Raw genomic sequence first — 13,957 nt, 5'->3', positions numbered from 1 at the left:
ATTCAACCATGAAAAAATATATCATTCTCATATTAGTAACGTTCATGAGTGTTGCCTGTAGCAAGGACTTCCTGGATAAGGCACCGCTCGACTCTATCAATACGGCGAATTTCTTCCAAACAAAAGAAGACGCCATCACTGCCATCAACGGTGCTTATCAACCACTGCAATGGCCGAAGTTGTATAACATGCGCATGTGGACTACTGACATCATGGCTGGCAACAGTATTGTTGGTGCGGGTGGCGGAACCGATGGCATTGAAACACAAGACGAAGCCAATTTCGTTACCACGACTGATAATCCCGGCGTACTCGATCTTTGGCGTGGACCGGCCCCCGGTATTCTGCGTTGCAATATTATCCTGCAGAAAGTTCCTGATATGAACATCGACAAGGATCTGAAAAACCGGATCATCGGAGAAGCCAAATTTTTGCGTGGACTGTATTATTTCATCCTGGTTCGGTTCTTTGGTGATGTTCCGTTGATTACAGTCCCTCAGGAACCCGGAGACGACCTTCGTCCGAAGCGAACCGACAAAGCCAAAGTTTACGAGCAGATTATTGCCGACCTAACTGATGCAGAACAGTTACTTCCACCCCGCTCAGAGTATTCAGGAAACGATATCGGTCGTGCATCAAAAGGTGCAGCAGCTGGCTTGCTGGCAAAAGTATACCTGACGCTTGGACAATGGGACAAGGTGGTTACTTTGGCAAACGAAGTGGAATCACTGGGGTATGCACTCAATCCTAATTATGCCGACAATTTCGATGTAAATAATAAGAATTCGGTCGAATCACTATTCGAAATTCAGTATACAGGCAATGCCGGAGAAGGTTTCTGGGATAACACGAACCAGGCTTCCTGGTTGAGCACTTTTACCGGTCCGCGTAATTCCAACATGGTAGCCGGCGGTTGGGGATGGAACCAGCCGACCCAGGAATTTGTCGATTCATACGAACCTGGCGATCTGCGTAAAGATGTGACCATCTTGTATGATGGCTGCCCTCAGTTCGACGGAATGGATTACGATCCGGGTTATTCTACGACCGGATACAACCTTCGTAAATTCCTGGTAACCAAATCGATTTCTTCTTCATATGACAATAGCCCTATGGATTTCCCGGTCCTCCGTTATGCCGATGTTTTGTTGATGAAAGCCGAAGCACTGAACAATTTGGGAAAAACCACCGAGGCGGAAGCTCCGCTGAATGAAGTACGAGCCCGTGCCGGATTACCGGCTGTTACCGGTTTGTCGCAAGCCGATTTCAAAGCAAAAGTACTTCACGAACGCCGTATGGAGCTGGCATTCGAAGGTCAGCGCTGGTTCGATTTGATTCGCGTCGATAATGGCGATTACGGGTTGAACTTCCTGCATTCTATCGGTAAAGTGAATGCTACCAGCAAATTCCTCTTGCTGCCCATTCCGCAAAAGGAAATTGATGCCAACCCGAACCTGACACAAAATCCGGGTTACTAGAGCGGAGTAGAATAAACTGAATCGTAATTCAAGGAAAAGGACAGAGTTATATTCGAACGATTCTTTTGCTAACAACAAGGGAAAGCTCTGCCCCTTTTCAATTAAATCAATGAAACATGAAAAAATTCAATATCCATATATTTCAGCGGAAACGAGCCGGGTTAAATATTGGCTATTTGACGCTGGTCGTTTTGTTAGGTATATCCTCGGTGTTCATGATGAACTCATGTACCAAGGACGAGCCGGTTAATATTACTATGGGAGAACCGGTAGCCATATCAACATCAGCCGACAATGTTGTGCTTTCGCAGAAGAATGACGCCAACGTAGCGGTAAGCATTAACTGGACAACCGGCAGTAATCAGGGAACAGGGAGTTCCATTTCCTACACGCTCGATATTGATCAGGATGGCAACGGATTTGCCAATGCCAAATCGTACAACATGGGTAAAGCGGTATATAAGAGAGACTTTACTGTGGCAGAGCTGAATGATCTGCTGTTGAATTACTGGGGAATTCAACCGGGTACAGCCGTTAGTTTGGAAGCCCGCGTCACCGCTAAGATAGCTAATGAAAATGTACCGGATGATGTGACTGAACCCATTAAATTCACGGTAACACCCTACGAACCGGTATCCAGTACCCTTTACCTGATTGGAGACGCTTCGCCTAACGGCTGGGACGCCAACAATGCAATAGAGATGACACCGGATGAGAACGATCCGACTACCTTTACCTATCAGGGAACATTGAAGGCCGGAAATCTGAAGTTCATTACTACATTAGGTTCGTTCCTTCCTTCGTACCAAAAAGGGAAAGATGACAACACCCTCGTGTACCGGACAGATGACACACAGCCGGACGATCAGTTTACCATTGCAGAAGATGGTATATACATTGTGAAACTGAATCTGGTTGATTTGACGATCAGCATTACCAAACAACCCGGTCCTCAATATGATAAGCTCTACCTGGTTGGTGATGCCACGCCAAATGGCTGGGATATTGCAAATGCCACCCCAATGGTGCAAAATCCTGATAATCTCTTCCAGTTCACCTACGATGGAGTTCTGACTCCCGGAGAGTTTAAAATTCCTGTGAATACAAACACCGACTGGAATCAGGATATGTACATGCGTGATCCATCCGATTCAACGAAGATCTATCTGCACAACGGAGGAGATCCCGATGACAATAAATGGACGATTTACAATGAAAACCAGTACCACGTAATGGTTGATTTGAAGAAAATGACCATTACTATCGAGCCGTTGAAACTCTACATTGTGGGATCGGCAACTTCCATTGGATGGGATATCACCAATGCGATTGAATTGACGCAGGACCCGAACAACTGGTATATTTTCACATTCCAGGGAGATTTGGGAGAAGGTGAATTCAAATTTCCGGTCAACCGGAATAGTGATTGGGGCCAGGATATGTACATGATGGATCCGAATGACCCAACCAAAATGTACCGTCACATCGGTGGCGATCCGGATGATAGTAAGTGGACTATTTCGGCAGCCGATGCGGGAACATATACCCTTACGCTCAATGTACAGGATTTAACCATCGATATTCAAAAACAGTAGTTTAATTAACCGGCAGGGAGCAGCACTCTCTGCCGGCTTTTACCAAATTCACAACGAACGGTATTCCATCGTGCAAAATCGTTGTTCAGTAAGTTAACCGAAGATGACTGGAATTAATCGAATCTATTACCTACTTATCGTATTTATACTAGCAGGTTGCAGTAAATCGGAAGCACCGGCTCCTTCACCTGATGGACCGGATAATCCGACGACCAACACTGCGGTAAAACTCTCAACCGACAAAGCTTTGTATCATCCCGGCGATGTGATACAGTTTACATCTGACAAAGCATTAACTTCCTCGACTAAAATCAGATACCGGTATCTAAATGAAGTTATTAAAGAAGAAGATTTTTCCGGGAAAACATGGCAATGGACAGCTCCGGACAACGATTTTACCGGCTACATGGTGGATGTGTACGAAACGGTAAATGGAAAGGAAGAGGTATACGGAAGTATTGGTGTAGATGTCTCTTCCGACTGGACACATTTCCCACGATACGGTTTTCTTTCTGAGTTTTCGGGTGATGTGACTGCTGATGATATTGATTCACAACTGGCAAAACTCACACGCTATCACATCAATGGTATTCAATACTACGACTGGCAGAACAAGCATCACATGCCTCTAAAGATGGATGGTTCTCAACCCGCAGCTGAGTGGCAGGATATTGCCAAACGCGATGTCTCCTTCGACGTGGTGAAAGGTTACATTGACAAAGCGCACGAATACGGTATTGCTTCCATGTTTTACAATTTACTCTACGGTGCCTGGGACGATTACGCTACAGATGGCGTTTCCGCCCAGTGGATGCTTTATAACGATGCGAATCATCAGAATGTGAACAAGCACGACCTGGATAACAACTGGGCATTGAGTGACATCTTTGTCCTCGATCCGGCCAATCCCGACTGGCAGAAATACATCGACGATCAAACGGCATTGGTATATCAGTTCCTTGACTTTGACGGCTGGCATCTGGACCAGTTGGGCGATCGGGGAACAGTCTACGATTATAATGGACAGCAAGCTGACTTGCCATACGGATTCAGCTCGTTCCTGAATAATCTGAACCAACGTTTTCCGAATAAGAAAATGGTGATGAATGCGGTCAATCAATATGGTCAGGCCAATATTCTGTCGACGCCGGTTAAATTTGCTTACACCGAAGTCTGGTCACCCAACGATAAATACGAGGATCTGGCTAATATCATTCAGGACAACACTAAAATGGGCAGAGCAGGAACTAAAACTGTTTTAGCCGCGTACATGGATTACGACAAAGCCAATTCTACCGGCTACTTCAATACGCCCGGGGTTTTAATGACCGATGCCGTTATTTTCGCTTTCGGCGGAAGCCATCTGGAATTGGGAGAACACATGCTGGGCAAGGAGTATTTCCCCAATGACAACCTGCTGATGCGAACCGACTTGAAAGAGGCGTTGACTCGCTATTACGATTTTCAGGTTGCCTATGAAAACCTGCTACAAGGCAACGGCGATTTCAACACACCATCGGTAACTTCGCTCGACGGACAAATCAACATCAACAACTGGCCGCCGCAAACCGGAAGTGTTACCGTAACCGGGAAAGATTTGGGCTCAACCCAAGTCATCAACCTGCTGAATTACATGGATGCGACCAGTCTGAACTGGCGGGATGCATCGGGAACACAACCTTTTCAGCGTGTAATAAAAGACCTGTCGCTTCAAATTGAGACAACCAAAACAGTAAAAAGGGTCTGGTACGCTTCACCGGATTACCGTTACGGTTCATCCGAAGAGTTGGCATTTAAGCAAGACGGTTCTACCCTCACCTGCACCGTACCAGAAATGCAGTACTGGGGAATGTTGGTGATAGAATATAATTAGCAGATAAACCCCAAATTCCATATAGAATAAGTAAAAAAGTAGAAGGATCATCGGTTCTTCAGGAGGTGTTTTGCCTTCGCGGAATCGAATAACATTAGAAGAATGAAGAAACGAATTATACAGGCAGTTGCCTTTCTTTTCCTCTTAACAGGAATTGCAAAAGCTTCAGATATTGTTCATCCGGGGAATTGCCGGAGTTATTCTGTCGATGGAAATACGGCTGTTTTCAGTTGTGAGAATAATATCAAAGTACAGATAAAGGAAGTTGGTCCGGGAGTCATCCGCATTTGGTATGATACCGACGATTTTCATCGAAATAATCAATCCTTTGCAGTGGTAGCCGACGAATCCAATGGAAATCAAAAGCTGAATATATCGGAGCAACCACAGCATTACGAAATTTACACCGGCGATTTAATCATCCGGGTACGAAAAGCTCCATTCCATATCAGCATTTTCGATAAGTACCAGAAACTCCTGATGGATGACTATCAGAATCGTGGCTTTGAGATGGATTCCACGCAAATGGCCAGCTACATCAGTCTTCGTCCAGGGGAACGCATCTACGGACTGGGCGAAAAGAATGGTTCCATCAACCGGGTTGGTCACCAATTTAAAATGTGGAATAGCGACAATCCTTGTTACCAGGTCGATAAAGACCCGTTGTACAAGAGTATACCCTTCTTCATGAGCAGTGAAGGGTATGGCATTTACTTCGACAATACCTTCAAGACGACCTACCATTTCGGCACTGAATCAGCCGATAACTATTCGTTTGCTATGCCGGGTGGAGAAATGATTTATTACTTCATTTACGGTCCTTCCTATAAGCAAATCATTGGCAGGTACATGAACCTGACCGGCCATCCTATCATGCCGCCTGACTGGGCGCTGGGATTTTCACAATCGCGTGGTATGCTGACCAACGAAAAGCTCACGCGGGAGATCGCCAACGGATTTCGCAAGCGCCAAATTCCATGTGACATCATCTTCCAGGACATTGGTTGGACCCAATATTTGCAGGATTTTAACTGGCGAAAGGAAAACTACATGGATCCGGTGAAGATGTTAGATGATTTGGAAAATCAGGGATTCAAAGTCATTGTCTCGCAAGACCCTGTTGTGTCACAGGCTAATAATAAACAGTGGAACGAAGCCGATTCACTTGGCTATTTTGTAAAAGACATCCGCACCGGGAAAAGTTATGACATGCCCTGGCCGTGGGGCGGAAACTGTGGCGTGGTCGATTTCACCAATCCGGCAGTAGCCGACTGGTGGGGCAATTACCAACAAAAGGTCATCGACCAGGGCGTTCGTGGCTTTTGGACCGACATGGGCGAACCCGCATGGAGTAACGAAGAGGCGACAGACCGCCTTAATATGAAGCACTACCTGGGTATGCATGCCGAAATACACAACGTTTTCGGGCTTACATGGGACAAAGTCGTGACTGAAGAATTCGAAAAGCACAATCCCAATACCCGCATTTTCCAAATGACCCGTTCGGCTTTCGCCGGAATGCAGCGGTACACCTTTGGTTGGTCAGGCGATGCCGGCAATGGTGAAGATGTGACCAAAGGCTGGAAAAAACTGGCTGGGCAGATTCCCCTGGCTCTTTCCGCTGGAATGGGCGGCATTCCTTTCTGGAGTTGCGATATTTCGGGTTATTGCGGCGATATAACCGATTATCAGGCGGAAGGAGAACTCTATACCCGATGGATACAATTCGGGGTATTTAATCCCATCAGTCGGGCTCATCACGAAGGAAACAACGCGGTGGAACCCTGGCGCTTCGGTCCTAAAGTAGAGGCGATTTGCAAAAAAGCAATCGAACGGAAGTATCAGCTCTTTCCTTACATTTATTCGTATGCACGAAAAGCGCACGACACAGGCCTTCCGTTAATGCGTGCCCTGATGCTGGAATATCCGGATGATCCGGAAACCGCCGACCTGAACACCGAGTTCCTGTTTGGAAAGGAATTGTTGGTGGCTCCGGTTACGGAAGAAGGCGCTGCATCGAAAAAGGTATATCTGCCCGAAGGCAAATGGATTGATTTTGACCATCCTGAAACCATTTATGACGGAAAGCAGTGGATCGATTATCCCGTCTCGTTGGAAACCACGCCCCTCTTCGTCCGCAAAGGCTCTATCGTTCCCATGATGCCGGTAATGCAATATATCCAGCAAGAGCCGCATTACCCACTGATCCTGCATGTTTATCCTGCATCCGTAAATAAAAGAGCCTCTTTTTCGATCTATGAGGATGATGGCCAGAGCAATGACTACAAACGCAATATCTTCGCCGAAAGGCAACTGGTTTGCAGTACAACCCGCGAAGCATACACGATTAACTATTCACTTAAGGTAGAGAATGGTTATCATATTACTCCCAGGGAGTTAGTATACCGGCTTTATTTAAATGAAGCTCCTCATTCCATTCTTACACAGAGTGGTAAGATGAAGAAGGTAAAAGAAGCCTGGAATTCTTCTGAGAAACATGCTTCAAAACGTTCCCTGTGGTCGTGGGACAAAGAAACACGGGTTTGTACTATCTATATCCCAGCTAATCAGGAAGTAGAACACATAACCATCGAGAAATGAAAATCAACGAACTAAAGATGAAACAACTACTGATAGTTTTCATGGGATTGCTTTTAGCGGTAATCTCTTCTTCTTGCCGGAAAAAAGAGAAAATATTGTATCAAAGCTCTGCGTTTACGGTTTATTCCGACCGTGTGGTTCAGGATAGTTTCGTTGGTAAGGCACTGTCGAACACACACATGGCGACCAACTACAAAAGTCCGGCAAAGCAGGCTTTTAGCCCTGTTATTCAATTCAAATTCAGTATCAATGGGAAAGACAATGAACTGGACTACAACGTTAACCACACGGCTGATTTGACTCCGAATGGAGACAAGCCTGTTGTTATCAGCACCGTTTTTGGACAGAAAAGCAAGTCTTCGGTTGGTGAAAGCCCGACTAAGAGCCTGCCGGAAAATACCAAAGTTCAGTTCAATCTCGATATGCGTCCGGTGTTGAATGCCTTTAAAACAAAGGGTTATTACCAGGACGTTTATGGAAATAAAATCTACCGGAAGGATTTTAAAGGCGTTTATATCGCCGGAAGTGCTTTTCCATTGAATTGGGATTTCGAAAACCTCCCAAACAACAAACAACTGGAACTCACTGACCCTGATGGTGACGGAATTTATAGCGTTCAATTGGTTTTCAACGCTTTTGATCCCGATGCGCACGTCAGGCCTGAATGGAAACTGAAGAACAACATCGCTCAATATCCGGTTTTTAGTAGTGAATCTCCGTTACTGAACGCCATTTACCGGCTTTCGCTGGACGAACTGAAACAGGACATCGAAGCGGACAGCACATTCCGTACCGGCGATAAATGGGGAGGCGTCTGGACCCGGGACATCAGCTACAGCATTGTGTTGTCACTGGCTATGGTGGAACCGGAAGTGGCTAAAATCAGTTTGATGAAGAAGGTCAAGGACGGTCATATTATTCAGGATACCGGAACCGGAGGAGCCTGGCCCGTATCGTCTGACCGCGTGGTGTGGTCGTTGGCTGCCTGGGAGATATACAAAACCACCGGTGACAAGAACTGGCTGAAAACGGGCTACGAGATTGTCCGAAACTCCGTAGAATGCGATCAGCAGACCATCGTCGATCCGGCAACCGGTTTGATGCGGGGAGAATCATCGTTTCTCGATTGGCGGAAGCAAACGTATCCACGCTGGATGCAGCCTGTTGACATTTATGCCTCGATGAATTTGGGGACGAATGCCATTCACTATGAAACGCTCAAAGTACTCGGCCAAATGGCCAATGAACTGGGCAAAAACGCCCCGTGGACTGCCAAAGCCGATTCGTTGAAAGAAAATATCAATGCACACCTCTGGGAAGCGGACAAGGGGTATTATGGCCAATATCTTTACGGCCGTGACTTCTTCAGTCTTTCTCCACGCTCGGAATCATTGGGCGAAGCGTGTACCTTGCTTTTTGGCATTGCCGATTCATCCAGAAGCCGGTCGGTACTGGAAAATACGCCGCTTCTGTCCTATGGAATTCCTTGTATTTATCCACAAACACCAGATATTTCGCCGTACCACAACGATGCCAGCTGGCCTTTTGTGCAGGCATTCTGGACTTTGGCTGCAGCCAAAGAAAAACAGCAAAGCATGGTTGCCTACAGTTATGCAACACAGCTTCGGGCCGCCGCTCTGTTTCTGACGAATAAAGAAAATATGGTCGCCGAAACAGGCGATTTTGCCGGAACCGTGCTTAACTCCAGCCGTCAGTTGTGGAGCATTGCCGGTCAGCTGGCTATGACTTACCGGGTTATTTTCGGCCTAACGCCGGAAACAGACAGTTTGCGCTTTCAACCCGTGATTCCTCAAAACTTTGGCGGAACCTACCAACTAGACAACTTTCATTATCGGAAATCAATTTTATCATTGACTGTTAGAGGTTTTGGCAATTCCATCTCATCTTTCTATTTAGATGGGAAACAGCTTGAAAATCCTGTTATTCCCTCCGGTTTAACCGGAAAACATACCATTGAGATGACCATGAACAACCATCCAGACGGGCCAGCGGTGAAGATGGCTCCTTTTATTACCGCTCCTGATACTCCGGAGGCGAAGCTCAAGGGAGACGTTTTGACATGGAATTCCATTGAAGGAACTGCCAACTATCGAGTCATTAAAAACGGAACGGTTATCTCGGAAACAAAGGATACCACAAGCCTGATTTTGAAAAAGAGTGTACCTGCAACATATCAGGTTTCAGCAGTGAAAAATGACGGAACTTCATCGTTTTTAAGCCAACCGGTTGAAATACAGCCAACATCTTCTTATATAGCGGTTCAGGCGGAGCATTTCAACTATCACTTAAAGAAAAAAGTAAGTGGTTATAAAGGTGATGGTTACGTTGAATTTAATCTGGACCAAACGGAGCCTTTTAGTTTTATGATAAACTTGCCTTCTACAGGAAAATATCGCATCCGTTTTCGATATGCGAATGGCAGTGGCCCGGTGAATACCGACAATAAATGTGGTATCCGCTCTTTCTATGTAGACAATCAATTTCAGGGAGCGCTGGTTTTCCCGCAAAGGGGGAAAAACGAATGGTCCGACTGGGGATGGAGCAATACGGTGGGAGCTACGCTGAAGAAGGGAAATCACCATTTCCGCATTCAATTTAACGACTGCAACACCAACATGAATGGTAAAGTTAACCGATTTTTATTAGATGAAATTCAATTAGTTAGTATGCTATAATGAAACAGAACACTAAATTGAGCGGAGGAACGAACATTCGCGTCTCTGTTCAATTTGAATGATTAACCGAAAGAAACAATGCTGATCCGGCCAAGGTTGATGTCCTGGGCTTACTTCTGCTTCTTTATTTTCTTATTAAGTTCAACTAGCTGGTAAACAACGAAAAAGAAAAAGCCACTTCCAGCAAATTAGGAAGTGGCTTTCTTCGCTTTATTGAAATTGTTCTATTTTAATGGATCAGCTCCGAGCGTACCGTACAGTTCGTCGATGTATGCGTCCGACTGCACATGAGTCAACTCTTCCCTGGCTTTTTTCAATTTTGTTTCAAGGTCAAGTTTCTGCGCAGCTTCTTCCAAATTCTCACGACCAAGTGCATCTTCCAGGTATGTGATGGTTTGGTTCCAGAACTTAATATCCCTTTCCTGCTTCACTTTCAGACGATGTTTGTACCAGTCGCTGTTCATCACATACTCGCGGGTAAACAACTGGCGAACATCGGGATGTTCACGGTCCTTACCTTCGTACTCACCATTAACCATGATGGATACCAGCGCCTGCAACGGCGGACACAGTGCTTCGTAAGTACCGTCCGTCATCAAACCTTCGGCTACCCGTTTTTGCGTAATGGAAAGGTTTTTTAGCGAATGCACGAATGTTTCTTTATCCTGCATTTCGGGCCGCAACATGTCTTTCGTAAAAACCGCATCGGGATTATTGAAAATACGGCCGAGGAAATGGTGAACGAACTTGATAGTGATTCGGTAGCCAAGCAGACTTGCCTCAATCACTTCTCCCTCGTATTCAATATTCTCTACTTTTTCAAGATATCCGTTCTTGATCAGGTATTTCGGGTCACGCTCTTCGACTGACATGCGCGAAATAATCTCCGGCATCAGTAAGCTGATATCGTGGTCGACTTTGTATTTCGGACCTACATAACCAGCTGCCGATGAAAGCGGCTCATATCCCGTAAGAATATACGACAGTAGTGCATTGTTCAGGTCGGCTGCTACCAACAGGTTGTTGAACGGACCTTTCGTCAGCGCACCTTCTGAACCGAAACCGGTGGTAGACGGCGATTTACCAGTAATACTACAGATAAAATCGATGAACAACTCCGGTAATTCCTGGTAATGAATTGGGTTGTAAATGGCCAACGGTGGAACGTTATTCTTCGGATCGGCTGGGTTATTTCTACGTCCCGGAAGAACACTATTCACCGGAAGGTAAAGCGGTTTACTTGTTGGAATCTTGCGGAAAATTCGTTCACAAACTTCAGCAAGGTATTTATCCGTCGGCTCTACCAAATCGGGACGAACCTGCAGGTAACGCGGATTCTGAGACGGAACGCCGTTCACCAGACGAGGTTCTGACGGAACCACAAGGTAATTGGGCTCATCATTTTCCAGGAAGTTGTTGATCAAATCCTTCACAGGTTGGGTGTAGAAGTCAAATCCAATGGTGTCCTCCTTTATCTCTTTAACCTGTTCTCTTGTCAATGGCTCGAAGTTCGATAGGAATGTATTCGGGCTGGCAAGGTCGCTTTCCGCTTGTTTATCGTATCCTTTAATCACGCAATCATCCGGACGTTGAAAGAGCCGGGCTTCGCAGTTGGTCAGCAATTTCACGCTGGGATTCGAATATTGCAGATTCAAATCCGTCAATTGATCTGTTTTTACAATGATGGACGCGGTAATGTCATCTTCAACCTGCACTTTTTGCGCCGGATAGAAATCCTGACGAACCTGGAAAATGCGCCATGAATTGTCGAGATCGTGACCTACGCGCAGATAGTTGGAAATCAGCTTTCGCCCCATGAATTTCAGCTCATTACCCGGGCTTCCGTTTATCTGGTCGACCGAGAAGAACTCGCGCCAGTGCTGGTCCCATTCGTTGTGATAACGACGTTTTACGATGTAGATCAAGTCTTTAATCCGTTGTGGAACAGACTGCAACCATAAGTTATATTCATCGGAGTATTCGTCGGCAGGTGTCAACAGTTTAATGACAGAGCCTAACGAGCGGGTCGAATCGAGAATACTGCGGGATGGTTTTGTATACTGATATGGTTCTTTGAAACGGTTGGAAAAATCCATTTCCATGATTTCTTCCACCATATTCAAGTCTTTCTGCAAATCATCGGAAACGATCACCGAGCCCTGAATCATGGCATCTCTAATGGATTTTGAGATTTCCGATTTTCCACCACCGGACACGGTACAAGGCTTGTGACAAAGTGTTCCTTCGGCTACTGCACCGGTGAGGTGCCAATGGTGACCATTCATTCGCTTCCGCATTTGTATGCGGTAGCCTGACGGCAGAATATAGTGTTTTGTCGGCAGCAGCTTGATGCTGTGATTGCTGTTGCCATTTGCCCAGCTGACCGATTGTTCGAAGATATTGAACTCAGCGTTTTCGGGAATGTAAAGAATATCCGGGTTATTCTTATCGATACCATACCCTTCCGGTTGAACATTCATCAAATCGCTGTAAAGGCTGGTCATTTCCTTAAATGTAAGATTATTGGTAGGCAGACGGTCATCCAGCATGAATCGTTCTCCTAAATCGTAGCTTTGGAAAGCAAGAGCTCCACCGGCATGTTCTTCTTCGCAAAGTCCGTATAGGTTGGCTGAATAACTGATTTGTGTCTTGACCTCTTTTTTACAGTAACCGAAGTAGTTGTCGGCAATAATGGTTACCACAACTCCCCGCTCGTCACGAGCCGTGATTTTAAATGCGCCTCCGTCGTTGTACAGCTCATTCTCATCTTTCCAGCACATTCCGTCGCGACGCTGCCGTTCGGTAGCATCATCGTAGTGCGGAAGTCCCAGGTCTTTTTTCTTCATGTGAATGAGATGTGTCGCCAGAATTACACATCCCGAGTGGCCTGTCCATGTTTCCGGATCGAGAGCGGCATCATTTTCAGGAAGATTCGGGTCGCCGGCATTACCAAAAATGGATTCGACGAAATCGAGGTTACTAATCAGGTTTCCCGGTGCCAGAAAGAGCACTTCCATCGCCTTTTCCTTTGTGAGACCCGGAACTTCAGGCACAACAACCGGACGCAACATCAGGCTTAAAAACAGTTCAGCCTTATCTTCCTGGTCCGAAGTAAATGGGAGTTCCATCAGATCTTTCGGTGGATCCAAAGCCGCTTCCAGCAGCTTGGCAAATGTCTGTTTCGGAACCGCTTTTTTATCGTTCGGAACCGGCAAGCCACCCTCTACCACGTGAAAAACGCCTTTGGTAGTGCGTTTGTCATGTTTCGGGTTGTGCAATATTCCCTGGGCTGTCCGGTACGACCGAACAATATCCGTTTCGTAACAATCCTTATTCGGGGAAATAGACATCATGCGGGCCAAGCCATGCGTGTCGAGCACAAACGAATTTCCCGGGAGAGAAATATTTTTTTTGCCGGGTACTTCAGCCAGGTAATTATTCAGGAAGGTCTGAATCCGTTTTCCGATTGGAGATAAATGACTGGACAGCAAACGGGTTTGTTCCTTGTAATTATCCAGCAACGGGGTGGCTATGTCTAAAAACTGAGCCGTTCGTTCATCCTGGTAATAAGGAAACCCAAGCGCAGCCAACTTCAGATTGATGTACTGAATCTTCTTTTTCTTGTTGACAGTACGTTTTTTCGTATCAATACCAGCGCCATAAGTCTTTCTCATCGTCAAATCCTTTTATTATTAGTAATCAAACTACCAAATT

The 13,957-nt window shown here is 45.9% G+C and carries 6 protein-coding genes; 5 read left to right on the top strand and 1 reads right to left on the bottom strand.

The window, feature by feature from the left end; all coding sequences use genetic code 11:
- The first annotated feature begins 8 nt into the window (after positions 1-8).
- The 5 genes from GJU87_RS07945 to GJU87_RS07925 all read left to right on the top strand — a co-directional run bounded on the left by GJU87_RS07945 (position 9) and on the right by GJU87_RS07925 (position 10,243).
- The gene (locus GJU87_RS07945) at positions 9-1,478 is read left to right on the top strand and encodes a RagB/SusD family nutrient uptake outer membrane protein (protein WP_153639036.1); all 1,470 of its coding nucleotides are present in this window, start codon (positions 9-11) and stop codon (positions 1,476-1,478) included.
- Positions 1,479-1,594: 116 nt separating this feature from the next.
- On the top strand, positions 1,595-3,073 hold the full coding sequence (locus tag GJU87_RS07940) for a SusF/SusE family outer membrane protein (RefSeq protein WP_153639035.1): 1,479 nt from the start codon (positions 1,595-1,597) through the stop codon (positions 3,071-3,073).
- Positions 3,074-3,176: 103 nt separating this feature from the next.
- Positions 3,177-4,946 carry a glycoside hydrolase family 66 protein gene (locus tag GJU87_RS07935; RefSeq protein ID WP_153639034.1) on the top strand — a complete coding sequence of 590 codons (1,770 nt, stop codon included), beginning with the start codon at positions 3,177-3,179 and terminating at the stop codon, positions 4,944-4,946.
- Between the two features lie 102 nt (positions 4,947-5,048).
- Positions 5,049-7,547 (top strand): glycoside hydrolase family 31 protein, encoded by a 2,499-nt coding sequence (locus tag GJU87_RS07930; RefSeq protein ID WP_153639033.1) that lies wholly within the window; start codon positions 5,049-5,051, stop codon positions 7,545-7,547.
- Positions 7,544-10,243 (top strand): family 78 glycoside hydrolase catalytic domain, encoded by a 2,700-nt coding sequence (locus tag GJU87_RS07925; protein WP_153639032.1) that lies wholly within the window; start codon positions 7,544-7,546, stop codon positions 10,241-10,243. Before GJU87_RS07930 ends, GJU87_RS07925 begins: the two co-directional genes overlap by 4 nt.
- Before the next feature lie 224 nt (positions 10,244-10,467).
- Here the strand turns inward: GJU87_RS07925 and GJU87_RS07920 are convergent, their stop codons facing one another.
- The gene (locus GJU87_RS07920) at positions 10,468-13,917 is read right to left on the bottom strand and encodes a hypothetical protein (protein ID WP_153639031.1); all 3,450 of its coding nucleotides are present in this window, start codon (positions 13,915-13,917) and stop codon (positions 10,468-10,470) included.
- Positions 13,918-13,957 lie beyond the last annotated feature (40 nt).

Source organism: Prolixibacter sp. NT017, assembly GCF_009617875.1.
Taxonomy (GTDB): Bacteria; Bacteroidota; Bacteroidia; order Bacteroidales; family Prolixibacteraceae; genus Prolixibacter.
Note: the sequence above shows the minus strand (reverse complement) of the source record. Positions and strands in the feature narration are given on the sequence as shown.